Origin of the sequence: Enterococcus sp. DIV0240d (genome assembly GCF_051711245.1) — a bacterium.
GTDB lineage: Bacteria > Bacillota > Bacilli > Lactobacillales > Enterococcaceae > Enterococcus_D > Enterococcus_D casseliflavus.
Genome location: NZ_JBIOMG010000001.1, coordinates 1,989,939 through 2,016,930, shown reverse-complemented (window position 1 = coordinate 2,016,930; position 26,992 = coordinate 1,989,939). Strand labels below are relative to the sequence as shown.

General features: G+C 42.3%; 27 protein-coding genes, 1 other RNA gene and 1 pseudogene. 25 read left to right on the top strand and 4 right to left on the bottom strand.

Annotated features, from left to right (window positions below; translation table 11 throughout):
- The first annotated feature begins 109 nt into the window (after positions 1-109).
- The 13 genes and pseudogenes from cysK to IGJ25_RS09420 all read left to right on the top strand — a co-directional run bounded on the left by cysK (position 110) and on the right by IGJ25_RS09420 (position 10,416).
- Positions 110-1,039, top strand: coding sequence for a cysteine synthase A (gene cysK, locus IGJ25_RS09480; protein WP_438779261.1), 930 nt, complete (start codon positions 110-112; stop codon positions 1,037-1,039).
- 169 nt (positions 1,040-1,208) lie between these two features.
- Positions 1,209-1,649, top strand: coding sequence for a Fur family transcriptional regulator (locus IGJ25_RS09475; protein ID WP_005226158.1), 441 nt, complete (start codon positions 1,209-1,211; stop codon positions 1,647-1,649).
- A complete protein-coding gene (locus IGJ25_RS09470) occupies positions 1,646-2,032 on the top strand; it encodes a RidA family protein (protein WP_015509753.1) in 387 nt (128 codons plus the stop codon). Before IGJ25_RS09475 ends, IGJ25_RS09470 begins: the two co-directional genes overlap by 4 nt.
- 111 nt (positions 2,033-2,143) lie before the next feature.
- On the top strand, positions 2,144-2,845 hold the full coding sequence (locus tag IGJ25_RS09465; protein ID WP_010748401.1) for a DnaD domain protein: 702 nt from the start codon (positions 2,144-2,146) through the stop codon (positions 2,843-2,845).
- A gap of 24 nt (positions 2,846-2,869) precedes the next feature.
- Positions 2,870-3,526 (top strand): endonuclease III, encoded by a 657-nt coding sequence (gene nth / locus IGJ25_RS09460; protein ID WP_005226155.1) that lies wholly within the window; start codon positions 2,870-2,872, stop codon positions 3,524-3,526.
- Positions 3,527-4,123: 597 nt separating this feature from the next.
- Positions 4,124-4,498 (top strand): LPXTG cell wall anchor domain-containing protein, encoded by a 375-nt coding sequence (locus IGJ25_RS09455; protein ID WP_010748400.1) that lies wholly within the window; start codon positions 4,124-4,126, stop codon positions 4,496-4,498.
- A 14-nt stretch (positions 4,499-4,512) separates the two neighbouring features.
- Positions 4,513-5,316: a WxL domain-containing protein gene (locus IGJ25_RS09450; protein ID WP_010748399.1), complete on the top strand. Its 804-nt coding sequence runs from the start codon at positions 4,513-4,515 to the stop codon at positions 5,314-5,316.
- A 40-nt stretch (positions 5,317-5,356) separates the two neighbouring features.
- Positions 5,357-6,169 carry a WxL domain-containing protein gene (locus IGJ25_RS09445; protein ID WP_010748398.1) on the top strand — a complete coding sequence of 271 codons (813 nt, stop codon included), beginning with the start codon at positions 5,357-5,359 and terminating at the stop codon, positions 6,167-6,169.
- Between the two features lie 13 nt (positions 6,170-6,182).
- A complete protein-coding gene (locus IGJ25_RS09440; RefSeq protein ID WP_438779260.1) occupies positions 6,183-7,310 on the top strand; it encodes a DUF916 and DUF3324 domain-containing protein in 1,128 nt (375 codons plus the stop codon).
- Positions 7,285-8,877: a pectate lyase-like adhesive domain-containing protein gene (locus tag IGJ25_RS09435; protein ID WP_438779259.1), complete on the top strand. Its 1,593-nt coding sequence runs from the start codon at positions 7,285-7,287 to the stop codon at positions 8,875-8,877. Before IGJ25_RS09440 ends, IGJ25_RS09435 begins: the two co-directional genes overlap by 26 nt.
- Positions 8,871-9,419: pseudogene (locus IGJ25_RS09430) on the top strand (CHAP domain-containing protein); the annotation flags it as partial. The gene IGJ25_RS09435 and the pseudogene IGJ25_RS09430, both read left to right, overlap by 7 nt.
- Positions 9,420-9,437: 18 nt before the next feature.
- Complete coding sequence (gene lepB, locus IGJ25_RS09425; RefSeq protein WP_010748394.1) at positions 9,438-9,875, top strand: signal peptidase I; 438 nt, start codon at positions 9,438-9,440, stop codon at positions 9,873-9,875.
- On the top strand, positions 9,811-10,416 hold the full coding sequence (locus tag IGJ25_RS09420) for a hypothetical protein (RefSeq protein WP_225000867.1): 606 nt from the start codon (positions 9,811-9,813) through the stop codon (positions 10,414-10,416). The genes lepB and IGJ25_RS09420 overlap by 65 nt, the downstream gene beginning before the upstream one ends.
- A 78-nt stretch (positions 10,417-10,494) precedes the next feature.
- Here the strand turns inward: IGJ25_RS09420 and IGJ25_RS09415 are convergent, their stop codons facing one another.
- Complete coding sequence (locus tag IGJ25_RS09415; protein ID WP_438779258.1) at positions 10,495-12,816, bottom strand: PBP1A family penicillin-binding protein; 2,322 nt, start codon at positions 12,814-12,816, stop codon at positions 10,495-10,497.
- A gap of 1 nt (position 12,817) precedes the next feature.
- Positions 12,818-13,444 carry a Holliday junction resolvase RecU gene (recU, locus tag IGJ25_RS09410; RefSeq protein WP_010748391.1) on the bottom strand — a complete coding sequence of 209 codons (627 nt, stop codon included), beginning with the start codon at positions 13,442-13,444 and terminating at the stop codon, positions 12,818-12,820.
- 70 nt (positions 13,445-13,514) lie between these two features.
- Here recU and IGJ25_RS09405 point away from each other — a divergent pair, with 70 nt between their 5' ends.
- From IGJ25_RS09405 to IGJ25_RS09370, 8 genes are all read left to right on the top strand, one after another.
- On the top strand, positions 13,515-14,060 hold the full coding sequence (locus IGJ25_RS09405) for a DUF1273 domain-containing protein (RefSeq protein WP_010748390.1): 546 nt from the start codon (positions 13,515-13,517) through the stop codon (positions 14,058-14,060).
- Between the two features lie 71 nt (positions 14,061-14,131).
- Positions 14,132-14,542 carry a cell division regulator GpsB gene (gene gpsB, locus IGJ25_RS09400; protein WP_005226142.1) on the top strand — a complete coding sequence of 137 codons (411 nt, stop codon included), beginning with the start codon at positions 14,132-14,134 and terminating at the stop codon, positions 14,540-14,542.
- Positions 14,543-14,566: 24 nt separating this feature from the next.
- Positions 14,567-14,932, top strand: an RNA gene (gene rnpB / locus IGJ25_RS09395) — RNase P RNA component class B.
- 66 nt (positions 14,933-14,998) lie between these two features.
- Positions 14,999-16,162, top strand: coding sequence for a THUMP domain-containing class I SAM-dependent RNA methyltransferase (locus IGJ25_RS09390; protein WP_010748389.1), 1,164 nt, complete (start codon positions 14,999-15,001; stop codon positions 16,160-16,162).
- The gene (locus IGJ25_RS09385; RefSeq protein WP_438779257.1) at positions 16,159-17,673 is read left to right on the top strand and encodes a carboxypeptidase M32; all 1,515 of its coding nucleotides are present in this window, start codon (positions 16,159-16,161) and stop codon (positions 17,671-17,673) included. The genes IGJ25_RS09390 and IGJ25_RS09385 overlap by 4 nt, the downstream gene beginning before the upstream one ends.
- A 146-nt stretch (positions 17,674-17,819) precedes the next feature.
- On the top strand, positions 17,820-18,479 hold the full coding sequence (locus tag IGJ25_RS09380; RefSeq protein WP_010748387.1) for an HD domain-containing protein: 660 nt from the start codon (positions 17,820-17,822) through the stop codon (positions 18,477-18,479).
- Positions 18,480-18,562: 83 nt separating this feature from the next.
- Entirely contained in the window at positions 18,563-18,943 is a 381-nt protein-coding gene (locus IGJ25_RS09375; RefSeq protein ID WP_005226138.1) for a hypothetical protein, read from the top strand.
- On the top strand, positions 18,940-19,173 hold the full coding sequence (locus tag IGJ25_RS09370; protein ID WP_010748385.1) for a hypothetical protein: 234 nt from the start codon (positions 18,940-18,942) through the stop codon (positions 19,171-19,173). The genes IGJ25_RS09375 and IGJ25_RS09370 overlap by 4 nt, the downstream gene beginning before the upstream one ends.
- Positions 19,174-19,329: 156 nt before the next feature.
- On the opposite strand, the gene IGJ25_RS09365 is transcribed toward IGJ25_RS09370, so the two are convergent.
- Positions 19,330-19,656, bottom strand: coding sequence for a hypothetical protein (locus IGJ25_RS09365; protein WP_010748384.1), 327 nt, complete (start codon positions 19,654-19,656; stop codon positions 19,330-19,332).
- Between the two features lie 93 nt (positions 19,657-19,749).
- Between IGJ25_RS09365 and IGJ25_RS09360 the strand changes: the two genes are divergently transcribed.
- Complete coding sequence (locus IGJ25_RS09360; RefSeq protein ID WP_225000864.1) at positions 19,750-20,913, top strand: VanZ family protein; 1,164 nt, start codon at positions 19,750-19,752, stop codon at positions 20,911-20,913.
- 58 nt (positions 20,914-20,971) lie between these two features.
- Positions 20,972-22,318 (top strand): DEAD/DEAH box helicase, encoded by a 1,347-nt coding sequence (locus IGJ25_RS09355; RefSeq protein WP_005226134.1) that lies wholly within the window; start codon positions 20,972-20,974, stop codon positions 22,316-22,318.
- 31 nt (positions 22,319-22,349) lie between these two features.
- Here IGJ25_RS09355 and IGJ25_RS09350 read toward each other — a convergent pair whose 3' ends face one another.
- Positions 22,350-22,793: a GNAT family N-acetyltransferase gene (locus IGJ25_RS09350; protein ID WP_010748382.1), complete on the bottom strand. Its 444-nt coding sequence runs from the start codon at positions 22,791-22,793 to the stop codon at positions 22,350-22,352.
- 70 nt (positions 22,794-22,863) lie between these two features.
- Here IGJ25_RS09350 and IGJ25_RS09345 point away from each other — a divergent pair, with 70 nt between their 5' ends.
- On the top strand, positions 22,864-23,916 hold the full coding sequence (locus IGJ25_RS09345) for a DUF7278 family profilin-like fold-containing protein (RefSeq protein ID WP_005226132.1): 1,053 nt from the start codon (positions 22,864-22,866) through the stop codon (positions 23,914-23,916).
- Positions 23,917-24,267: 351 nt separating this feature from the next.
- Positions 24,268-26,910: an alanine--tRNA ligase gene (alaS, locus tag IGJ25_RS09340; RefSeq protein ID WP_010748381.1), complete on the top strand. Its 2,643-nt coding sequence runs from the start codon at positions 24,268-24,270 to the stop codon at positions 26,908-26,910.
- Positions 26,911-26,992 lie beyond the last annotated feature (82 nt).

The following is a 26,992-nucleotide window of genomic DNA, read 5'->3' as shown; positions in this document are numbered from 1 at the left end:
TACAAACAAATATAAAAAAATAAGAAAAAAATTGAAATTGCTTACTTTTTATTCGCAACTCGGGGTTATTTTAGGTAGAATGGAAGAATAAGAACGGGAGGGATTTTCAATGACAAAAATCTATCAATCGGTCAATGAGTTAGTTGGGCATACGCCAATCGTCAAATTAAATCACATCGTAGAAGAAGGTTCTGCGGATGTGTATCTGAAATTAGAGTTCTTCAATCCTGGGGGAAGTGTCAAGGACAGAATTGCTTTAGCCATGATTGAAAAAGCAGAAAAAAATGGCTTGTTAAAAGCTGGTGATACCATCATCGAACCAACTTCTGGGAATACTGGGATCGGCTTAGCCATGATCGGTACGGCAAAAGGCTATCGTGTCGTGCTGGTTATGCCAGAAACCATGAGTATTGAAAGACGTAAAATTGTTCAAGCTTATGGCGCAGAGTTGATTTTGACCCCTGGGTCTGAAGGAATCACTGGTTCTATCAATAAAGCAAAAGAATTAGCAGAACAAGACGGCTATTATATGCCATTACAATTTGAAAACCCAGCCAATCCAGAAGTCCATGAAAAAACGACAGGGAAAGAAATTGAGGATGCGTTTGAATCTAAAGGGTTAGACGCTTTTGTTGTTGGGATCGGCACAGGTGGCACGATCACTGGTGCGGGGAAGGAGTTGAAACGCGTCTATCCTAATTTGAAGATCGTGGGCGTTGAGCCTGCAGAATCAGCTATTTTAGGAGGTGGCAAACCTGGTCCCCATAAGATCCAAGGGATCGGCACGGGATTTGTTCCTAAAGTACTAGACACTGAGATTTATGATCAGGTGATTGCCATCGCTAGTGAAGATGCCATGGAAACTGCGCGTCAAGTTGGGATGAAAGAAGGAATCTTAGTAGGGATTTCTTCTGGTGCAGCGATCAAAGCGGCATTAGAGGTTGCTAAGGACTTAGGAAAAGGCAAAAAAGTCTTAGCGATCGTACCAGATAATGGTGAACGCTATTTGTCTACGGCACTGTATCAGTTTGAAGACTAGCAAAGAGGGAGAAAGCAGGCATTCGTTTGTCTGCTTTTCTTTCTCGAAAAACTGAGGGAAGACGGGCTGGGAAAATGCGCTATTCCTTTGAAAAAAACAAGGAAAGCTGTTTGAATTTTTAGGTTTTACATAGTATGATAGGTAAGATAAGAGAAATGGAGGAACTCCTGTGAGTACGATCTACGATGAAGCGATCAAACGATTAAAACATGAAAATATTCGTATTACACCGCAGCGAGTAGCGATATTAGAATTTTTAGCCAGTCATGATGCCCATCCGACCGCTGAAGAGATTTATCGGGCGATCGAAGTTCATTTTCCTGGTATAAGTGTCGCAACGGTATACAATAACTTACGTTTGTTCACAGAAATTGGCTTTGTAAAAGAAATGAATTATGGAGATGCCTCCAGTCGTTTTGATTTTACAACGGAGCCTCATTATCATGCTATCTGCCAAAAGTGTGGAAAGATCGCTGATTTTTACTATCCAGGATTGGAAGATGTCGAAATGGCGGCTTCGAAATTAACTGGGTATCAAATAAATAACCATCGACTAGAAGTTTATGGTCTATGTCCTGAATGCCAAGTGAAAGAGGAGGAAACAAAATGAAGATAATTTCTACAGATCAAGCACCACAAGCAATCGGTCCTTATGTTCAAGCAAAAATCGCAAACGGCTTTTTGTTTGCTTCTGGTCAAGTGCCATTAGATCCTGTTTCGGGGGAAGTTGTCGGTACGACGATTGAAGTACAGACTCAGCAAGTATTGAAAAATATCAACGCGATTCTTGAAGCGGCGGAACTTACGCCAGATGACATCGTTAAGACGACATGTTTTTTAAAAAATATGAATGATTTCGTTCCTTTCAATAATACGTATAGCACATTGTTCAATGAAGCGTTACCTGCACGTTCTGCTGTCGAAGTTGCTCGCTTACCAAAAGATGTTTTGGTTGAAGTTGAGATCATCGCAGCAGTCAAAGAAAAAGCGTAACCAACAAAGAATCGTGGGACGTCCGCATTTGCGTCGTCCCCTTTTTATTGATTCGATCCTGATAGGAAGAATCTTAATGTTTCAAGTGAGCCAAGGAGAAGAGGATGTAGTATGGTTTCGTTAAAGGAATATTTGGCAAAAGGGCAAACGACGATTTCAAATTTGCTTTTAGAGAATTACCATCATCTTGGTTTGACGAATGATGAATTTTTGTTATGGCTGCAACTGTATCGCAGCCATGAGCAAGGCAATGATTTTCCAGATTTACGTGAGATCGCCTCGGTGATGGGCAGCGACCAAAAAGAGATCTATCATTGGTTGAATCAATTGCTGAAAAAAGATGTGCTGCGAATGGGTTCTAAAAAAGACGACGCAGGAAAAATGGTTGATTATTATGATTTCACTGGCATTTATGAACGGCTCGAGTTTCTTTTGCAGCAGCAATCCAAAAAAGAAGTCGCTGAAACAAATGAAGAGAAGATACGCGAGTTGTATCGCTTATTTGAAGGAGAATTTGGTCGCCCCTTATCGGCGATCGAATACCAACGGATCGGGCAGTGGTTGGATGAGGACCACTATGATCCCGAGCTGGTCCAGTTTGCTTTGCGAGAAGCGGTCTTGAATCAAGCGTATAGTTTAAACTATATCGATCGTATTTTGCTTTCGTGGGAACGCAAGAATATTACCTCAAAAGCGCAAGTAGAAGAAGAGCAAAAAAGAAGAAAAAAACAGTTTCTTCAAAATGAAACCACGCCACAAGAAGATGGCCCAATGCCCAAAATCCCTATGCATAATTGGTTAGAAGGAGAGTAAGATACAAGGAGTTTAATTCGTCCAATGATCAGTAAAGAAAAAACAATGACTGCGATAGAAATAATGTATGAGATGTTTCCTGAAGCACATGGAGAACTAGTGTCAAAAAATGCCTTTGAATTGCTGATTGCTGTCATTCTAAGCGCACAGGCAACAGACGTGTCAGTTAATAAAGTGACACCGGCACTTTTTGAAGCATATCCAACGCCGCAGGCTCTCAGCGAGGCGCCGTTAGAAGACATTATTGAAAAAATCAAATCGATTGGCCTCTATCGAAACAAAGCGAAAAATATCAAAGCTTGTGCCTCTGAATTGTTGCTGCGTTTTGGAGGCGAAGTGCCTCAAACCAGAGAAGACTTAATTTCTTTGCCAGGTGTCGGCAGAAAAACAGCGAACGTCGTTCTTGGAGATGCATTTGGCATTCCAGCAATCGCTGTCGATACGCATGTCGAACGGGTATCAAAAAGGCTGCGCATCTGTAAACTAGACGCCAACGTATTAGAAGTCGAACAAACATTGATGAAAAAGATTCCAGATACGTTGTGGGTCAAAACGCATCACACGTTAATTTTCTTTGGTCGTTATCATTGCACAGCACGGGCACCTAAGTGTGAGGTTTGTCCATTGTTGACAATGTGCCAAGAAGGAAAACTTCGGATGAAGGGGAAGAAAACCATTTAATGGTGAACATAAACCAAAAGTAACTAGGATCAAGACGCTAAGCGAAATCGCTTAGCGTTTTTTTTTGCACAAATTGATAAAAAAAACAGGTAATTAACTTAATACCCTTTATTAAAGCCCTTTCAAGCAACTGGAAAAACAGAAGCTTACCGAATTTTTTTGATTACACCACTCAAAATCAGGTGTTTTTTCACAAAGAGATCGTGTGAGGGGTGATGCTCGATGCGAAATGAACCTTCCGATACGCCTTTTTTTTGAAACTATTTGTAAGCTTAGTATGATGGGTTTTTTTCGCACAATTTTCATCCTTTCTTTTTATAAAACTGCTTATATTTAGTCAATAAAACGTAAAATTTATAAGAAAATTCACCTATTGGTGAAAAATAGTATTTCAAATCTGTGAAAATCATCAGTATAGTGAACTTTGTCAAAGGTTATAAGTCTTTCTCTGCTATTTTACGAATGACAGAAAAAGCGTTGCACAGTTCAAATGATTCTGTAACGATCTCAAAATCATTTTTTGTTAACGGGTCTTAGACAAACGCAGTTTTGAAAAGATCACTTATAAGATGTGGCAAGTATAGAGGAGGAGGGAGAATGAAAGGAGAAAAGGTATGGAAATTAGTTCGTATGGTTCTGTTTTGCACTCTTTTTTATGGGATAACTATTTCTACGGCAGCGGTGAATGCTCAGGAAGTGCAGTCGGTTGAAACAGAAAGCTCTGTGCTTTTTACCGGTGTTTATGAGCCTATTGGGCAACCCGAACCAGCACCGCCAGCAGGCCCTACAGAGAATATCTCGCCACCAAACGAGGTAGCAAAACCAGGTGGTATTTTACCAAAGACCAACGAGACAAGAACTTACGGCGTAATCTTACTTGGATTACTGCTCGTACTGGTTGTATTGTATGTGCAATATACCAAACATCGATCAAAATTTATGATGGTTAAAAAGAAAAGACAAATAATTTGAAAGCAGGGATGAATTTGAAATTCGTAAAATTTGCATCGGCAGCTGTTTTAGCTGCAACTTTATTTACTATTAGCGCGCAAGCCTTGGCTACTGAAAGTGTAACAAACCATGATACAGAAGGGAAAGTTCTCTTTGTACCAAACGATAGCGAAGCGACAGTGGTTCAACCACCAAATCCTGGTCCTAATGGTCCAGATGTAGAGATCGATCCAGTCGGCCCGGAAGGACAAACGGGACCATTGACGATTGCTTACGCACCTACGCTTAATTTCGGTGAGCAAGTGATTTCTAATACCGATCAAGAATATAAGCTAGTGGCTGAATTACACAAGCTAAAAGATGCGGAAGATAGTGAAGAAAGAGTTCCTTATGTTTCTTTTGCCCAAGTCCAAGATACGCGTGGGACAAATGCTGGGTGGGATTTAAAAGTTTCCTTAAGTGCTTTTGAATCAGGAACACAAAATAATGAACTGACTGGAGCAAGAATTCGTTTTAATTCGCCAAAATTGGAATATAACGGAAGCAACCAAGAAAATGAACCACAAATTCATGCGGATGGATTGATTTTAGATGCTACAAATAGTGAGCGTTCGGTTCTGACCGCTGCTCAAACAAAAGGTGCTGGTGTATCGTCAGTCGTTTGGGGCGATCAGGAAGAAATCAATCGACAAGTGGAAGCAGGCGCAGAGGTTGTTGAAAATGCTGGAATCGAGTTACTTGTTCCTGGATCAACAGCGAAAGACGCTGCTCTTTATGAAGCAACCCTTACTTGGACATTGGCTGCAACAGCTGGACCGGACGGAGAAACGGTTCAATAACTTGGTTTTGTACTGAATAAAAAGAAAGAAGGAACTAGAAATGAAAAAGATTCGTTTAGCTACGGTCGCTGTATTATCCACCACTTTACTAGCAGGAGGCGTTCAAGCCTTTGCCCAATCTTCATTAGAAACGACTACCGATAACGTTGTAGGGTTTACCTCAGACGGAAGCGATCTAACAGTGGTACAACCGCCAGTCGTGCACCCAGAAGTAGAAACGATCGAACCAACACCGCCAGGACAAACGGGTCCATTTACCATTGCTTATGCACCACAAACATTCGATTTTGGTCAGAATGCTATTTCTACCAGTGATCGTTGGTATTCAATCGTTGCTGATGAGCGTAATTTGGCTGATCAATCAGGTACGACACCGTATGTATCGTTTGCCCAAGTGCAAGATACCCGAGGAACGCATGCTGGTTGGACATTAAATGTTAGTCTAACTGATTTTACTTCTGAATCAGGGGATGTCTTGACTGGGGCAAAAATCAAGTTGGCAAACCCTGAGATCGTGTTCAACAAAGGCGAGGGTGATCCAGACTTACAGCCAAGTGCCGTTATCAATAATGAAGAACAAAATGCGTTGATCCTAGATGTCAACGATCAAGACATTCCTGTCATGCGTGCTTCGGTCGGTCAAGGCGCGGGCGCTTCATCGATTTACTGGGGAGATCAAGAAAAATTGACGGAACAAAATCTTAATAAACAAGAAGGCGAAATTATCAGAAATGATGATATTCAACTATTTGTACCAGGTTCTACCACGCAGCTAGCAACTAACTATACTGCGGAAATGACATGGACGCTAACTGCTTCTGTTGATAGTGGCGGCGAAACAGTAAATCCGTAAGAAGGATCATAGCTTGCAACAAGAAACAACTGGCGGGAATAGTAAATTATTCCTGCCTTTTTTGGAAGGAGAACCACTTTTGACTGAACAACGTATGAGAATGAAATGGATAAAAACGGTTACCTGTGCGGTCATCCTATTATCATTCTTTTTTTCACCAAGATTGAGCTATGCTCAGACAGAATCAGAATTAAACTTCTATGTGACGCCTATCTTACCGGAAAGTCAGCTGGAAGGAGGGGCATTGGGGTATTTCGATTTAAATCTTGGGGCAGGAGAACGTGATGAATTGGCTTTAGAGATCGGAAATGGTTCTGATCAAGCGATCGAAATAGAAATTTCTGCCCATACGGCATTTACGAATGTGAATGGTGTTGTGGAATATGGTAGGGATGCAGAATCCCCTGATCCGACTTTACCTGCATCAATTGATGAACTGGTAGAGGTGCCTGAAACCGTATCGTTCGATCCATTAGAAAAACGAATCATTTCTTTACCGATTACGATGCCAGAAGAGGAATTTAAAGGGGTTTTGGCAGGTGACATTCGAATCAAAGAGGTTATTTCGGAAGAGGAGCAAACACAATCTGCTGAACAAGGATTAGGTATTCGGAATGCATTTTCCTATGTCATTGGTGTGGTAGTAAGCAACAATCGGTCCGCAACGGATCCGGGATTGGAACTGCTTGATGTTTTTGCCGATCAAGTAAACTACCGAAACGTATTTAGTGCTGTTATCCAAAATTATACTTCAACATTTGTCAATCAATTGGAAGTAACAGCTGAAATTCGATCTGTTGGCAGTGAGACAATTTTATATGAAACAAGTCAATCAGCGATGCAAATGGCTCCTAATTCACATATGCATTTCCCAATTCCCTTGAATGGCGATCGTTTTCGTAATGGGGAGTATGTATTGAATCTTACTGCGCGGTCAGGAGAGGAAGAGTGGTCTTGGGAACAGACATTTAACGTAGAGGCAGAAGATGCTCGCCGCTTAAATGAACTCGATGTCACTGTAGATACGTCACTCAATTGGTGGATGATCGCCACGGCTGGTCTAATCAGCTTGTTTCTATTGCTTGCGATCATCCTAATTGTTCGTCAGAAAAAAAATGCAAAGGAAGGTGGGAAAAGTTGAAATGAAGAATACCCCACACAAGGTAATAATTGCGATCATTATTGGATTGCTAAGTGTGCAAACTTTTTTTCCAAGTCTGAGCAGTTTACTATTGCCAGAAATCCACGCCATCGATCACACGATTGAACCATTGGACGAAACGCATAACATGTCCTTGCTTGATAAAGCAACACAACCGATCCAAACAAAAGAATTTGACATCCATACCCCTTTTTTTCAGTTTCCAGTTAGTATGATTGAAGGTGTCGTGGATCAACCGATCGATGTTTTCGTCGTATCAAGCCAACCGTTAGATGAGATTACGCTGGTTGTAGCGAAAGAAGCAGCGATCGCGGAAGAAGAATTTGCTGCAGAAGTGAAGAGTAAAAAGCTGTCTGAAGAAGAACAGGAATGGACGCTTACCTTTGATGAAGAGCTAATGGAGTTCGAGATTCCTATCGTCTTTAATAAAATAGGCGATTATCAACTGGTTATAGGTGAAGCGGAACTAACGATCGAAGTACAGGCAGAAGATGACGAGGAAGAGGACTCGGATGATGATGCAGATAATGAAACGATCGAGACAGAAGTCTCACCATCAGAGACGCCGCAGGAAGGGGAACGAACCACGCAACCTTCCAATGACGCGAACCTAAACGAGAATCAGCAAGACACAGAAGCTGATCAAGCAGAAGCGATTGCCCAATTGACAGAACCGGTCACACCGTTAAACGAAATCAGTCACCGGGATGTTTCCAACTGGCAAGAATTTATGGCGGCAATCGTGAACAAAGATGTAAATTATATCAATATCGTAAATGACTTTGAATCTTCGGATAATCCTACTCAAGGAGTTTCTGGAGTGGCTGCGGGAAGTGCAACTTCCAACCCTACAAATGGATTAGCCTATATTTGGACCAATGCTTCTGGAATTTCAAGAACGCTTGTGATCGAAGGCAATGGGTATCAAATCGACTTTAGAGCTGTTGCTGTCGGATTTTATGATAGTACCGTCAATAGTGCAACGCCGTGGGACATCACGTACCAAAATATCGATATCGTTCATGGCAACTATTATGGCTTCATGAATTTTACGAATATGAGCATTCCACAACAGAATCTATCCAGAATGCGCTACCATAATTTGACCAATGCGGGAAATCAATTGATTCACTCGCACGCAACACCTGTCGTTATGTCTGGCGAGGTAACATCGCATCAATCACCGACGTATACGTCCCGATCAGGACGAGTACAAACGATCAACGCAACGAATCAGGTAAATATGGAAATAACCCAATTAGAAGTTCTCGATAACGCAGTAGTTGACATGTCAACGATTAATGCGGGAAATATTTATTTGTACTATGCAACGGGTCGAATGATTATTGGCGATGATGTGAAAATGACCTTGCGAACAGCTGGCACAGGAGGAGAAGCCTATGGGGCAAATATTTACATTCAAAATGGTCGGATCGATATCGGTAATCGATCAGAGCTTCATTTGAATGCTCGAGCCAACTCCCCCGCAATCAGTATGTACGCTAGCGGCGCCCACTTTGAAATGTCTGAGGATAGCATGCTTTGACGGGCACTTATGCGACCGATGTTAATTATAGTAAAAAAATCAATTCACTGATTGCGGTCTATGGATTGACGCAATATGACCAAGTGATCGCAACAGAAACAGGCTTGTTTATCCAAGGAAAAGAACAAATTCCAGAAGAGTATCGCTCCCTCATGACATTTCCAGAATACAACGGTCGTGACTACAATCTTTCTGGTTCGTATCCTGTTGGACAATGTACTTGGTATGTGTTCAATCGCGTGAGTCAATTAGGCGGTCAAGTAGATGACTACATGGGAAATGGTGGTCAATGGGGCAATACTGGACGACGTTTAGGTTACAACGTCAGTCAAACGCCTAAAGCAGGTAGTATGATCTCTTTTGCACCTGGAACAGCTGGATCTGATCCTCGTTATGGTCATGTCGCTTTTGTTGAAGCCGTTGGTCCAAATGGTATTTTGGTTTCAGAAGGAAATGTCTATGGTGGAACCACAATCTCTTATCGCGTGATCAGCAATGAATTGGCGCACTCATCAAGTGTTTCATATATTATGCCAAAATAAGGATGGAGGGCTGGCAATATGAGTAAAAGGCATAGACAAATAGGTCTTCCTATCAGCGGTATCTTTTTGATGGTCCTTTTGCTTATTGCGTTTCTTCAGCCGTATCGACTGGCGTTAGTCAGAGGAACGTCCATGCTGCCGACGATCGAGGATCGACAAGTTGTGCTGATTCATAAAAAGCACCAGCCAAATCGCTATCAGCTGATCGCTTTCGAACAGGAAGGAAAATTTTTGATCAAGAGAGTGATTGGTGTGCCGGGGGATTCCTTCGTTCGTACACAGGAGCGGTTGTTGATTGGGGCGGAGGATACTGACTTTGATTTTTCATTTATGATCACTGTGAAGGATGAAGCCGTTGAGGCGTTGCCGATTCGGGGGTACCTCAAAGAAGATGAGTACTTTGTCGTTGGCGATGCACTGCTCACTTCAAGTGAAAGTAGATACAGAAAAACTTGAAGTAAAAATCCAGCAATTAGAATCCAAGTTAGCTGTTCAGCAAGAAAAAGAGCAACAAGAGAAACAAACTTACGAAAAGGAACGCGCTGAATGGACCTTGAAGCGGCAAGAAATCCAGCAGCTGCAAGAGGTAATTGCTGATTTGAAACAGCAATTGGCAGAAAAAGAAGAGCTTGCTGCAAATGTATCAGCTAGCGAATCAAATGAAGAAGTCGCAGAGCTTCAGGCGACAATCGAAGCATTAAGGGAAGAAAATGCAGCCCTACAAATCGAAAACGAGCAGTTCCAAACAGAAATCAGTGAGGTCTTAGTCTTTGCTAGAAGAAAAGCGAATCGCACAATTCAGGAAGCGAAAATCGAATCTGAACGAATGATCCGTACAACAGAAATGCGGATCGATGGGATTCATGATCGTGCCAAAGAGATTCTTTTTGAAGTGAACGAGACGAAAGAAAATGTGATTCACTTGTTTGACGATCTGCATAATCAAGTTCATCAGCTTTCCGATAAAAAATTGCTGTTTGAAGAGCTTGAAAAGTAAGCTTCTACATTTATATGGCAGGAATCGCAAAAAAACAGTAGATCAGATTTTGATCTACTGTTTTTTTGCGATTCTCCATTATTCGACACTACCATCGTTTGGTTCCGGCGGGTCCGGTGGTGAGGAAGGATTATCCTCACTGCTGGAAGGTGTTGTTGAACCGGGATCCTGACTAGAAGTAGGAGGCGTAACGACCGATGATGAATCATCCTCATCAGGTGTTGTCACTGGTGGTGTTACTTCGCTTGATGATTCTGTTGTACTTGATGGTGTTGATTCGCTACTTTCTGTAGAAGGTGTCGTTGGTTCAACGTAGGAACTGCTGCTGGACGAACTTGGTGCTGAATAGCTTGGTTGGGTGTACGTCCCTTCAAGATAAAGCTCTCTTCCGATCCGTGTCAATCCGTCAGGCATTGTCCAGTCCGTGTTTTCTACAGAAGCAGAAACATAGCGCATCAATTCACGATAGACATCTGAAGCCACATGGGTACTACTATCAGTGATCGGTGTCATTTTGTCGTTGTAGCCTGTCCAAACCGCCAATGAGTAGGAGGGAGTATAGCCGGCAAAGGTAATATCAGGGTAGGCGCCATTCGATGTATCCAGTTGTGCTAACTGGTCATCGGTGTAGTTGGACGTTCCCGTTTTCCCTGCTTGGTACAAACCATCGATTTGCGCGTTGGTTCCAGTTCCGACAGAAATAACATCTTTCAAGATATCGGTCACCATGTAAGCTGTCGTATCATCCATTGCTTCTTGACCAGAAACTTTAAAGGATTCTTCGTCTTCTGTGCCATCTTGCATGACGATTTTATTGACGTACTGTGGTTCATAATAGGTGCCACCATTTGAAAACGCAGCGTAAGCAGCGGCCATTTTCAGACTGGAGATCCCATACTTTGTGCCATCCAATTTATCCGTATTGCTGGAAATCGCATTGGATTGGGTGATCGTATCATATTCGATTCCTAAACCACTGAGAAAGTCTGCGATATTGTCCGCGCCGACTTCATCAAACAGCTTCACTGCCGGCACATTTCTAGACTCTGCTAGAGCGGTCCGCAAGGTGATATTGCCCATATATTGGCGATCCCAGTTGTAAACAGGAATATTCGTCCCTTTATATGTGTAAGGTTCATCTAAAATCATTCTACCCGTGGAATCTTGTAGAAATTGAAAGGCAGGGCCGTAGTCTGTGATTGGTTTGACGGTCGAACCAAAGTCTCGTGCGACATTGACAGCCAGGTTATTTGCTAGAACATCATCAACATTACGGGCACCGATCTGAGCGGTCACCTTGCCTGTGTTAACATCAACTAAGGTAGCGGCAACTTGCATCTTGTCATCTGGGTAATCAACGTAGTCGTCACTGTTGACGATGTCATATAATCGTTTTTGTGCATCGATATCGACATTAGTATAAATATCTAAGCCGTCAGTATACACATCTTTCCCAGTTTTTTCTTTGACTTCAGCGATCACTTCGTTAAAGTAGTTGTCAAAGTATTTCCACTCTTGGTTTTCACGGGGATTGTCTTGCAAGCCTTCTTGAATATCCTCGGCAACGGCCGCATCATATTCCGCTTGCGTGATTTTTTCATTTTCCAGCATCGCACCTAAAACAACATCTCGCCGACTTTTCGCATTATCAGGATGCGCAAATGGGTCAAAAGCTGAAGGGGCATTTGGTAAACCGGCAATCAAAGCGGTTTGCGCAAGGTCTAGTTCAGCTAACGGCTTGCCGTAAAACTTCATTGCGGCCGTTTGCATCCCATATACACCATTGGACATATATACTTTATTGATGTAGTAAGTGAGGATCTCTTGTTTTGATTTCATTTGTTCAAGACGAACCGCCATCCATGCTTCTTGTGCTTTTCGACGTAGTGTTTGGTCTTCAGCGCTGGTAGAAAAGAAGGACAGCTTGATCAATTGCTGTGTCAACGTACTTCCGCCTTGCATACCGCCGGTTGTGGCATTGGATAATGCGGAACCGACGATCCGAATCGGATCGACTCCGATATGCTGGTAGAAGCGGCGATCTTCGACAGAGACGATCGCGTCTTCCAGCAGTTGAGGAATCTCACTTGCTGTAATTTTTTCTCTGGTTTCACTACCGAATTCAGTGATCAATTCGCCATTTGACGCATAGAAACGAGAAGAAACCGTTGAATCCAAACGTGTTTCATCAAGTGCAGGCGCATCTTTGGCATACCACCAGAATAGCCCCATCCCGGATAGAATCCCGATACAGCCCAAGAAAAACAGCCCCATAAATACTTTTAAAAGAATACTCCCAATGCTTCGTTTGCCTTTTGCCTTAGGAGGCTTTGGTGCTTTTTTAGCTGTACCTTTTTTAGAATAATGCCGAGAGGTCCTCGATTGTGATCCATTTGCCATACTAATCATTCTCCTTCATCGTTAAAAATTGATCAACTGCTTTTAAATAGGGAATACGCGGCGCAATTGAAGGGATGATTTCAATCCCATTCGTTTCAATATAGGCCAGTGTCATTGATTTTTTCCCCGTTTCTTTTTGCAGGTGCCATTGAGAAATTAAGCACTTGCTATCGAGAAAAAAGCAGCGTTGTAGACTAGAAAACCATAAAAGAACGAAACATAAACCCGCTTGTTCCAAACAGTCTTCCATATGCTTGATTTGGTGTGGATGAAAATTTTTAAAGGGAAATGACGTTTTGTTTTGAGTCTCTTTCGCTTCAAAGTCGATATATTGCCCTTGATAAACCCCATTGTAATCAGTGGTGGATGCCTCACGGAAATAGGCTTCTTTGATTACGGCGGCGCTTCTTCTTGGATAATCTACTTTCACGATTTGAATTGGTGTCGGTTTCTTATGAATGACAGCAAGTTTCCGATTCAAATAATAAAGGTTGCTTTCATTGATCGCTTCTTCAAAACGCATCCCACGATTGGCATACGTTTTTGGCTTTATTAGTTTCTCTTGCATTTTTTGTTTTTTGCCGTCATCATAGGTAGTAGATTGTCCATTCGGGTAACGAATAACCATGTTGTTCACACTCCTAGGCAACATTATACCAAAAAGTCGTTTGGAAAGAAAAGAGATGACCAGAGAAACAATGAAAACCTTATACTTTACTGGCTATCGTAATTATGAATTAGGTGTATTTCAAGCAAAAGATCCCAAGATTGCAGTTATTAAGAAAGTAATAATGTCGACTTTGACCAATTATGTCGAAGAAGGGTTAGAATGGCTCTTGATCAGCGGGAATCTTGGCGCGGAGCTGTGGTGTGCCGAAGCCGTTGAACAATTAAAACAAACATACCCAGAACTGAAACTAGGAATTATTTTTCCTTTTGAAGGGTTTGGTGAAAATTGGAACGAAACAAATCAGCAGGCACTGCAAACAGCGAAGTCATTTGCCGATTATGTCAATTCCACCAGCCATAAGCCTTACCAAGACCCCAGTCAATTAAGAAATCACACGGCATTTTTACTGGAGCATACCGAAGGCGCACTTGTGTTATATGATGACGAATTTCCAGGAAAACCTAATTATTTCTTAAGAGATGCCAAAGCTTATAGTGAGCAAAATCCCTACTTTATTCATCAAATAACAATGGATGACCTACAAAACGCAATATTTGATAGTAATTTACTTTGATTTTCGTATATTTTTTGATAGAATGGTCTAGAAAGTGAAAACCATTTGGAATAAACAATGAGGTGTAAATAATGGCAAATTTAATTTATAGTCCAAAAGATATTCTGCAACAAGAATTCAAAACAAAAATGCGCGGGTATGATCCAGTTGAAGTGGACGAGTTTTTAGATAATATCATTAAAGACTACGAAAGCTACAATAAAGAGATCTTAGCCCTGCAAGAAGAAAATGACCGTCTGACAGCGAAAATCGATCAATTGTCGAAAAACCAAGCGATCGCATCTCGTGTTCAACAAGAAGCGCCGAAAAGCCAAACCGTTACAAACTTTGATATTTTGAAACGTTTGTCTAATCTTGAAAAAGAAGTGTTTGGCAAAAAGCTTGATCGTGAATCAGAACCTGTCACTCGTTCTTCTTCCTACAACAGCAACTATACAAATGCTGATTTTGAAGATGACAACGAAAAAACCCGTCAATTCTAATCTAATGTAGAAAAGATAGTTGTGGTTTTCGGGTAATTGCGGCATAACTCGATTATGCTGAGGAAAGTCCATGCTCGCACAAGCTGAGATGCTTGTAGTGTTCGTGCCTAGCGAAACCATAAGCTAGGGTACTTGAGAAAGTAACGGCAGGAAAAATGGCTAAGGTGTAAGCTATGCCAAAGTATCCTTGAAAGTGCCACAGTGACGAAGCAAGGCGGGAAACCGTCTTGGTGGAACGCGGTAAACCCCTCGAGCGAGCAACCCAAACAATGGTAGGGGCACTTTTTGCACGGAAATGAACGGAGCAAGAAGGCAAGTAATTGCAGATAGATAATTACCCAGTGTTTTCTTCTCCCTGAGGAAAATACGGACAAAACATGGCTTATAGAAAATCACAACCTATCAGGGAATCCTTCCAGCAACGGAAGGTTTTTTTATACCAAGAAGGAGAGCGTTATGACTGAAAAAACATTTAATTGTATTGCCACCGCTGCGAGCGGTTTAGAAGCACTAGTGGGCAAAGAATTACGGGATTTAGGGATCGAGTGTGAGGTTGAAAACGGCCGAGCGCGTTTTAAAGGGACGATGGAGACCATTGCTACCGCGAACTTGTGGCTCCGTACAGCGGACCGTATCAAAATCGTCGTCGGGGAATTTGACGTATTGACTTTCGATCAGCTGTTTGAAGAAGTTAAAGCGTTACCGTGGGAAGACTTTTTACCTTTAGACGCTGAATTTCCAGTAGCTGGAAAATCAATCAAATCAAAATTGTATAGTGTACCTGATTGTCAAGCAATTACCAAAAAAGCAATCGTCAATCGTTTAAGAGAAGTATACCATCGTCCAGCAAGTGTGCCGCTGACTGAAACGGGCGCTTTTTTCCAATTAGAAGTCGCTTTATTGAAAGACCATGCGATGATCACATTGGATACGACTGGCCCAAGTTTGTTTAAACGTGGCTATCGTTTAGAAAAAGGAGGCGCGCCGCTGAAAGAAAACATGGCTGCGGCTTTAGTGATGCTGACAAATTGGTACAAAGACAAGCCGTTTGTCGATCCTGTTTGTGGATCAGGCACGTTGTGTATTGAAGCAGCGTTGATCGGTCACAATATCGCCCCTGGCTTTAATCGGGAATTTGTTTGCGAAACGTGGGATTGGTTCCCAGCAGAAGTATTTGAAAAAGTACGGAAAGAAGCAGATGAAGCAGCAGATTATGATGTCGAATTAGATATTACCGGTTCGGATATCAATGGTCGAATGATTGAGATCGCCCGCAGAAATGCGGAAGAAATCGGTCTAGGAGACTCGATCACCTTCAAACAACAAGCCGTTAAAGACTTTAAAACAGAAAAAGAGTATGGTGTCGTTGTGGCTAACCCTCCTTATGGCGAACGCTTAGGAGAAGAAGCGTCCGTTCAGCGACTGTATCAGGAAATGGGCCAAGTGTTTCGGCCGCTTAAAACCTGGAGCAAGTACTTTTTGACCAGTGACTTGACTTTTGAGACCCATTACGGCGAAAAAGCGACAAAAAAACGCAAATTATACAACGGTGCGATTCGTACCGATCTCTTCCAATACTGGGGACAACGTCCGCCACGCAAAAAGGAGTCTGCTGAATGAAAGAACAAGAATTTCTGAAAGAATTAAAAGAAATCGATCTATTACAACAAGCAATGGGGATCTTAGGCTGGGATAATCAAACAGGGATGCCAGAAAAAGCCAGTGATTACCGTGCGGAAGTTGACAGCTATTTATATGGTCTATACTTTGATAAAAAAGTGGGGGAACCAATCCAAGAAGCGATCAGCTATTTCAGGAAACACCCAGATGAATTATCAGAAGTAGGGAAAGCTGCGTATCAATTAGTCAAAGAAGAATATGAATTGCAAAAAGATGTACCCAATGAGTTGGCGATGGCGGCTTCCGCAGCTACGTCAAAAGCACATACTGCTTGGCTCAAAGCCCGTAAAGAAAAAGATTTTTCTTTATTTAAAGACGCTCTTTCTGAAAACATTCGCTTGACGAAAGAATTGATTCCTTATTGGAAGAAAAATGAGCTGACGAACTATGACGTCTTGTTAAACCAATACGAGCCGAATATGACGGTTGAGATCTTGGATAACGTATTCTCACAAGTGAGAGACGGTATCATGGATATTCGTCGTCAATTGGCTGAAAAAGGAACAGCGCCAGATACTTCGATCCTTTCACGTAAGATGACCGAAGCGCAACAACGTAAATTTATCTCAAAAGTGATCGCCGACTTAGGCTATGACTTTTCTCGCGGCCGTTTGGATAATACGGTCCACCCATTTGCTACGGGGATCAACCACAATGATGTACGGTTGACCACACGCTGGAGCGAAACTGACTTTTCGATGGGACTGTTCGGTGTGATTCATGAAGCTGGTCACGGGATGTACGAGCAAAACATCGATGAGAAATACGAAGGCACGCCTGTTCATGAAGGGGCGTCCATGGGAATCCACGAATCCCAATCGCTGTTTAATGAAATCATTATCGGCAGCAACCGCAATTTCTGGGCAAAGCAATACCCATTTTTCCAAGAATGTGCGGAAGGCACGTTCGATGATGTGTCTTTTGACACTTTCTATGACTCCTTGAAGCATTCAAAAGCTAGCTTGATCCGTATTGAAGCCGATAGTCTGACATATGTCATCCATATCATTATTCGTTACGAGATCGAAAAAATGATCTTTAACGAAACCGTATCGATCGATGAACTGCCAAAAATCTGGAATGACAAATACGAGGAATATTTAGGGATTCGTCCAGAAAATGACCTGGAAGGGATCTTACAAGACGTTCATTGGTCTGGTTCAAGCTTCGGGTATTTCCCATCCTATGCTCTAGGATATATGTATGCAGCGCAATTACTCCACGCTATGGAAAAAGAAATCAATGTCGATGAAGTGTTGGCTTCGGATGATTATTCACCGATTCGTAAATGGCTGACTGAAAATATTCATCAATATGGCGCATCCAAGAAACCAAATGAATTGATTTTAGATGCAACGGATGAATTATTGAATCCTCAATATCTATTAGACTATTTACGCAAGATCTATTTTAGTGTCTATAAAATCATCGAGACGCAAGATTTCGCTTAAAAGTAACGAGTGGAAAGAAGCTTCGCAAGACGTTACCGCCCCAATTATTTCATGGGGTGCTCGTCTTGTTGAACTTCTTTTCCTTTTGTATCAATCACCATCGAAAAAAGAAGGCTAGCTGCTTTCATATCGAAAGAAGGAAAAAAATGAAGGAAGAAAACAATGTTGCCGATCTTAGCAAAGTAATTGCTTATGCCGAAAGTATTCTGGGGAATGATTACACAGGACATGGGTTTGATCATGTCAAACGAGTGGCTGGGTTAAGTCAAGCCATCATTGATGCCGACGAATTGGCAGTTGATTGCTTTGTCGTACAGGCGGCAGCCTATCTCCATGATACGGTGGATGACAAAGTTGTGGCGGATGTCACAGCGGCGTCTAATGAAGTGCGAGCTTGTTTGACCACAGCGGGAGCCAGTGAAGCACAAACGAAAGAAATTTTTTCTATTATCGAGAATCTGTCTTTTTCAAAAGAACTTTTGCAAGGCGCGCAAGTTGTCTCAGTAGAAGGCCGCGTCGTTCGTGATGCAGATCGTCTCGATGCTTTAGGTGCGATCGGTATTTTACGGACGAGTTATTTTGGTGGCAGTCATCAACACCCGATCCATGTCAGTGACTTAGCCCCAAAGACGTTTCAAAATCATGAAGATTACCGAAAAGGGACGACGGTGATCAATCATTTTTATGAGAAACTATTTTTACTTCCTGAAAAGATGACCACGGCGTATGGCAAAAAAGAAGCCCAACGACGTGTGGCTTTCATGAAGGATTTTTTAGAAGAATTCTATGCAGAATGGGATGTTTAACTTTGTTTAGAGTTTTTTAAACTGAAATTCGATTATTTCCTTTTTCCTCCATTGTTCTTTATAATAATAAGTACAAAGGAGGGATGGAAATGTACTACCAACAGGCATTACAACCGAATGAACTATTGCCAGCGATTTCCAATTCAGGGGAATGCTTTTTTGTCATTCGGGCTGAGCTACCCATCCGGCAATATCAAATCGCAGTCTATCTTTACGACGATCAATTCTTTTTGTTGCAAGATGATCGCTTGTTTGATCAAATCGACCAAATCTCTAGTGAAACATTAGGGGATGAAGAAGAGATTTTACCATTTATCGAAGAAGCGCTGGAAGAAAACCATTATTTATTAGTGGAAAAAGCGTTTATTCGTTTAGATCTATCTACTTTACAAAAGATGACCGATCTTACTAGTTTCGATATCTTGTTTTATGAATTTTTTGACTCATGGGGGGAAGAAGGATGAAACGGACTGAATACGTAACGCTACAAGACCAAACATTGATCGACCTATTCCAGCAGTTAGGAGAGGATGTTTCAAATCTCGAGCTGATCGATGAAGAAAAGAATATCGATGTGGTGGTTGTGTCGAATAGTGACTGGCAATATTTATTGGAGCAAGTCAATGATGATGTGAAAGAGTCTTTTGCTGATACCTCAGAGACAGACCTGGATGAAGAACTAGCCGACGAATAAACCTTTTTTTAGTTGATAAACTGTTTTACTACGAAAGTGGCGGATGGATCTTTAGAACGGGTCTAGCAATCAAGGCAGCTTACCAAAAAAATACGAAGCGATCTCATTTCCCGTCAAGAGGAGCAGGATCAATTCGTATTTCTAGGTAAGTTGTTTTTATTTTGTCCGCAGACGAACGTTTTTGACTTTTAAATAGCCGCGAATCAAGTTGACAATCAGTAAAAGAATGCCCACAATCAATGGAATCGCTAATAAATAAGGCGAGTAAAGGTGGGTTTCTTGCACGTGTTCAAGAGATGTTTTCTCCACTTCATTGATGGCTTGTTGAATGACTTGTAAACTAAATCCTGTCAGAAAACCAGCAATGATGAAAAGGACGAAGCCTAGATAGGGAATATCGGAAGACCGGCGAAAAAGAGCAAAAGCTGCATATAAAACCAAAAGGAATGCCGGTACGCCAAAGGCAAAATAGGGATTTAACATGGTTTTTTAACCTCCTTTTCTTTTATGATACTCCAAAATTTACGTTTTGGGAAATAGCGTGTAAGATAAAAAGAAAACGTGAAGGAGTTCTTTATGTCCGCTTATATTACCCCAATAAAGGTTGCCTTGCTGGTTTTTCCTTTCCTAGCATTGGCGATATCAATGATTTTTTTTGTTATCCAATATCGAAAATACGGTCGTTTTATCTTGTCACGCGCACTGGTTCTGTATTCATTTGTCTTCTATTTATTGTGCGCCTATTTCTTAGTTATCCTACCATTGCCCTCGATCGAAGAGGTAGCACAGATGACTGGTCCTAAGATGGAATTGCAGTTAGGTTCATCGTGGCAACATTTTGTCCAACAGACCGTCTTAAACATTCACGATCCGCAAACCTATCTTCCCGCTATGAAGCAGGGGGTCTTTCTTGAGCCACTCTTTAATTTATTGTTGACCTTACCATTTGGGGTCTATTTGCGTTATTACTTCAAATGTTCCTTTTTAAAAACACTCGTTATTACGTTTTGCCTGACGTTGTTTTTTGAATTAACGCAGTTGACGGGCCTATATTTTATTTATCCTCGTCCGTATCGCTTATTCGATGTCAATGATCTCTTTGTCAATACAGTTGGAGGGCTTGTGGGCTGGACGATCGCCCCACTTTTTACGTTCTTATTGCCATCAAGGGAAGAGATGGATGCCGATTCTTACGCCAAAGGCACTCGGGTGACTGTGACACGAAGGGTGTTTGCTTGGTTGATCGACTGGGGAATACTGAATGTGATCAGTTTCCTTGTGGTGATCGCTGTTCGTTTGCTCACTCAACAGACGGTACGGGACTTTAGTGGGGACTATTGGTACTTTGCTCTTGAAGTGTTGCTGTACTTTGTGTTGTTGGCTTACCTTGCCAAAGGACAAACGATTGGAAAAAAACTCGTACGAATCAAAATCATGCAAGAAGGCCGTGAGCGTGTCAGCTTGGGGGCGTTATTGAAACGCTATGGCTTGTTTTATCTGATTTATGCCAGCATCAGTCGGGTCAATATCTTCTTCGCTCCGTTTCTTGAGTCGGATAATATGCTGCTTTTAGTCGTTAGTTTGTTGATGGTAGTTATTTTTGGGTTGATCCAGTTTGGTTTTTACTTGAATCTCTTGTGCGCAGCAATAAAAAAAGAAAGTCGCTTTTTCTATGAGCGCCGCAGTGCAACGTATACTATCAGTACGATCGATCCTCAATCGATTACAAAAGAAAGTTAGGAAAACAAGGCAACATATGCTATAATCCAAAGGATGCTAAAAGAAAGAAGGTGTTTGAATGTCTTTTGAGTCATTTAAATTTCAACCATTTATTTATGAAGCACTTGCTGATAAAAAGTTCTCTAAACCAACAGAAGTGCAAGAAAAACTGATACCTGTTATCCAAAAAGGACGCAGTGTTGTAGGGCAATCACAGACCGGAAGTGGTAAGACCCACACATTTTTACTGCCGTTGATGGATAAAATCGATGCCGAAAAAGATGAAGTGCAAGTAGTGATCACTGCACCGAGTCGTGAATTAGCCACGCAAATCTATCACGCCGCAAAACAAATCGGCGGATTTCATGATCCTGAAATTCGAGTGTCAAATTTCGTCGGAGGAACGGATAAGCAACGTCAATTAAGCCGTCTGCAAAACCAACAGCCCCATGTCGTGATTGGGACACCTGGTCGTATCTTGGATATGATCAACGAACAAGCGTTAGGGGTTCACACTGCCAATGTATTTGTCGTGGATGAAGCAGACATGACCTTGGATATGGGCTTTTTAGAAGAAGTCGATCAAATTGCGGGGCGTTTGCCTGAGAAACTACAAATGCTGGTTTTCTCCGCAACGATTCCAGAGAAATTGCGCCCATTCTTGAAAAAATACATGGCCAATCCATTGATCGAAGAAATCAAATCGAAAGCAGTCATCTCTGATACGATCGAGAATTGGTTGATTTCTACCAAAGGAAAAAATACCAATAAATTGATCTACCAATTATTGACTACAGGCCATCCCTATCTTGCCATCGTTTTTGCCAACACGAAGAGCCGTGTGGATGAAATTACGGATTACTTAAAGGAACAAGGCTTAAAAGTAGCGAAGATCCACGGTGACATCAGTCCTCGTGAAAGAAAACGGATCATGCGCCAAGTGCAAAATTTGGACTACCAATATGTTGTCGCAACAGATTTAGCTGCGCGAGGAATTGATATTGAAGGGGTTTCTCATGTCATCAATGCTGAGATTCCAGCTGATTTAGACTTCTTTATCCACCGTGTTGGTCGGACCGGTCGAAACCAAATGGATGGGACCGCGATCACTTTATATGATCCAAGCGATGAAGGGGCAATCCAAGCCATCGAAGATCTAGGGGTTGTTTTCCAACCGAAGGAAATCAAAAATGGCGAGATCGTTGCGACTTACGATCGGAATCGTCGGCAAAAGCGGGAAAAATCTCGTGACGAATTAGACCCAACCTTGATTGGCTTAGTCAAGAAAAAGAAGAAAAAAATCAAGCCTGGCTACAAGAAAAAAATTCAATGGGCCGTTGATAAGAAGAACAAAGAAAAACGGAAGATCGAACGTCGTCAAACGACTCGAACCGCCCGCAAAAACAAGAAAAATTCGAATAGCTAATGCTTACCAAAACAGCAGTCAAGGAAGAGAACTACTCTTCCTTGACTGCTGTTTTTAATTGTTTGGTCATTTCTACACACAATACGCCATCTTCAGCATAGGGTTCAGATGTTTTTTGATACCCACAGGATTCATAAAACGCACAAGCGTCGATCTCTGCGGATAACACTGATTGGAGGGCACCCTCTTGGATACCACGCATTTCGAGATAATGCAATAATTTGGTGCCGTATCCTTGGTGCCGATAGGCCTTGGCTACGCAAAAGCGATCAGGTTGCAGGGTGTTTGGCGTAGAGAATTGATATCTGCTGGTAGCGATCGGTGCGTTTCCATCTAGCCAAAGATAGTATGGGCAAGTTTGGTCTTTTTCATCAAATTCCCAATCTATAGGAATGTGCTGTTCTTCCACAAAAACGGCTTGCCGCAGGGCGAAAACCGCTTGTAGCATCCACGGACTGCGTCCAAAATAAAGCATCAGTCGTTTTCCTCCTTTTTCGTGGTATACTCGTTATATAGTAATTGTAGCAGATGAGAGGAGAAATGACGTGGATTTTTTTGAGGCGTTACAATGGTCAAATTGGAAGACACTGTCCTTTGAAATCAAAGAACAGCTGATCCAGCAAATTTTAATGTATTTTGTCAGTCCTTTAAAGGAGATCACCGATGTCCATTTTAGTCAGTTGACGTATGCAGGGTTGAAATGTGCTACCTTTGAATTAACGATCGATGGCGAAGACTTTGTCTTTATACCAGGGAACTCTGAGGCGATCTTAGGTTGGGATCTCGGTGTGCAAGGATTACCAGCTACTTGCTGGAGTAAAAATTGGCAGTCACCACCCAACGAGATCATTCGCCAGCTGGAAACAATCTATGAGTTAGAAACCAGCCAGGATTGGGGGATTTTTGTCAATGAGTCTACGAGCCCTTTGCGCAAAGCTGTGATTGATCCTATGCTAGTCCAAAAAAGTTCTCTGCCTGCTGGCGCAAGGTATATCGGGCAGTTAAATACGATCACTGGGGAGTTTCACGGGTTAGTCGATCAATTCAGTGTTTTCGAAAAAGAGCTAAAGGCACAATTCACAGCACCAGCGTCCTTTGAGGAAAGCTTGCGTTGGGAATTACCCGCTTTTTATCACGAAGAGAATCGCTATTTTGCTGCACTCGAGCCGTTATCGGAAACCTATCAGTTATTTACCCACGAATCCGTCAGTCAAACAGAATTGAAACAGCAGTTAGACAAACAAGGCTTTCAGCTGCTATCAGAGGATCAATGGGAATACGTTTGCGGTGCTGCGACTCGGCGACTTTTTCGCTGGGGCAATGAAAAGTCCTGCGACGATGGTGTCTCTTTGTCAACCGCTGAATTGCTTGAACCGAATTTATTTGGCTGCACCTATGGGCTTGCGGATGCGTGGGAGCTGACAGATGGCTTGTCTTTAAAAATGGAGAACTGGCAGATTTGTGGGCATCCTTTATTCGATGCCTTGCCATATGCCAGTTATTACCGTTCACGGAAAATGCTGCAGCCAGATCAAAAGCTTTCTCCCCAGAGCTATCGTTACCGCAAAGCGATTCTGATCAACAAAGAACGGATTTGAGGATTGACTTTTTCGAAACATTTCCTTATACTTTGAATGACGAAGGATATGGTCGGTTTGATGATTCATTACAGAAAGTTTTTCACTGCTGAGAGAAAAACATGAATTCGGACGGATTGCTCCCTTTGGTGCTCAACTGCAGCAGAAATGTTGCCGTCCACTCCGCGTTAACGAGTCTAAGAGGTAATGAGTCACATCATTGCAAGCAAGGTGGTACCGCGTATCGACGTCCTTGCTCTGCAATGGTGTTTTTTTATCGTCAAAATGACTTTACAGGCATAAGAGCGCCTTACCAGCAATTTTGTCAGCCCCTGTATCTTAAGCGAACACAGAAGAAAGTAGGAGAATAACGTGAAACAATTATCCAGTGCAGAAGTACGCCAAATGTTTTTGGACTTCTTTCAATCAAAAGGTCATTCCATCGAGCCGAGTGCGTCCCTTGTTCCAGTCAACGATCCAACCCTATTATGGATCAATTCAGGGGTAGCAACGCTAAAAAAATATTTTGATGGCAGTGTTGTTCCTGAAAACCCAAGAATTACCAATGCGCAAAAATCGATTCGGACTAACGACATTGAAAACGTTGGGAAAACAGCAAGACATCATACGATGTTTGAAATGCTAGGCAACTTTTCAATCGGCGATTACTTCAAAAATGAGGCGATCCATTGGGCATGGGAGTTTTTGACCTCACCAGAATGGATGGCTTTTGATCCAGACAAATTATATGTCACGGTTTATCCAAAAGACACAGAAGCAAAACGGATTTGGGCAGAAGAAGTCGGCTTACCACCAGAGCATATCGTTGAGATTGAAGACAACTTTTGGGACATCGGTGCAGGACCTTGTGGACCGGATTCAGAGATTTTCTATGACCGTGGTCCTGAGTTTAATGACGTAGCGGAAGATGATCCCGAAAACTATCCTGGTGGCGAAAATGAACGCTATTTGGAAATCTGGAATCTGGTCTTTTCAGAATTCAATCATCAACCAGATGGCTCCTATGAACCATTACCACATAAAAACATTGATACGGGGATGGGGCTGGAACGAATGGTTTCCATCGTTCAAAATGCACCTACCAATTTTGAAACAGACTTGTTTCTGCCGATCATCAATGCAGTGGCAGATTTAAGCGGTCGTGTGAACTACGGCGACAGCAAAACGACAGATATCTCCTTTAAAGTGATTGCAGACCATATCCGCGCGCTTTCTTTTGCGATCGGCGATGGGGCACTTCCTTCAAATGAAGGCCGTGGCTATGTTTTACGTCGTTTATTACGTCGTGCAGTCATGCATGGGAAAAAATTAGGGATCGATACTGCCTTCTTATACAAATTAGTACCGATCGTTGGCGAGATCATGGAAAGCTACTATCCTGAAGTACTAGAGCAGCAAGAATTTATTGAGAAAGTGATCCGCAACGAGGAAGAACGTTTCCATGAAACGATCAATGAAGGGTTAGATATTTTAAATCAAGTGATCGCCCAAGTAAAAGCAGACGGTCAAGATACGTTAGCTGGTCAAGATATTTTCAAATTGTATGACACTTACGGCTTCCCAGTTGAATTGACAGAAGAAGTGGCGGAAGACGAAGGGTTGAAAGTGGACCACCAAGGGTTTGAACAAGAAATGGATGCACAACGTGCCCGCGCTCGTGCGGCTCGACAAACAGAGCTTTCGATGGGCGTACAATCCGCTTTATTGACAGATATCAAAGTAGACAGCCGTTTCGTTGGCTATGATTCACTTGAAGCAAACAGCGAATTATTAGTGATCATCCAAGACGAAGCGTTACATGATTCTGTTTCGACAGGTGAAGCAAAACTGATTTTTGCCGAAACACCATTCTACGCAGAAATGGGTGGACAAGTCGCGGACACAGGCACGATCGTAGCAGAAGATGGTACGATCGTAGCGGAAGTGACGGATGTCAAAAAAGCACCGAACGGTCAGTTCTTGCATACTGCTACAATCAAAGCGCCACTAAAAGAAGGCGTGAACTATTTCTTACAAGTGGATCAGCATCGTCGCAATAAGATCATTAAAAATCATACGGCGACTCACTTATTGCATAAAGCCTTAAAAGAAGTATTAGGCAGCCATGCGAACCAAGCAGGTTCATTAGTTGCTCCAGGACATTTGCGCTTTGACTTTAGTCATTTTGGGCAAGTGACCAGCGAAGAGCTGAGCCAAATGGAACAAATCGTCAACCAGAAAATTTGGGAAGCTCTTCCTGTTGTGACGATCGAAACGGATATCGATACCGCAAAAGGCATGGGAGCGATGGCACTCTTTGGTGAAAAATATGGGCATGACGTTCGCGTCGTCAATGTTGCCGATTGGTCGATCGAATTATGTGGGGGAACCCATGTAGCAAATACGGAGGATATCGGTATTTTCAAAATCGTTTCTGAATCAGGGATCGGTGCTGGTGTTCGTCGGATCGAAGCAGTGACTAGTCAAGAAGCTTATACGTTATTGCATGAAGAAGAAGCGCAATTAAAAGCAATTGCAGGGATCGTTAAATCCGCCCAATTAAAAGAAGTCGTTGCCAAAACAGAACAACTGCAAGCGCAGCTGCGTGAATTGCAAAAAGAAAACGAAGCTCTTGCCAGCAAGTTAGCAAACCAGCAAGCAGGGGATGTTTTCAAAGATGTCAAAGAAGTAAATGGTCTGCGTCTGATCACAGCAAAAGTGACTGTAAAGGACATGAACCAATTACGTCAACTAGCTGACCAATGGAAACAAAAAGACCATTCTGATATTTTAGTGTTAGCTACCGCGAATGATGGCAAAGTGAATCTTTTAGCTGCCATGAACAAAGCATCCAACGAAAAAGGATTGAAAGCGGGCGATTTGATCAAAGAGATCGCACCTAAAGTTGGCGGCGGCGGTGGCGGCCGTCCTGATATGGCACAAGCCGGCGGGAAGAATCCAGAAGGAATCGCAGCAGCACTTGAGACAGCAGCAGCGTGGTTAGCTGCCAAGTAAGCACACTATGGTTGAATCTGTACCCGCGAGTTCCTTTCCTTTAAGAAGATAGGTGAAAGAGGAGCGTAGGTCTTTAACACAT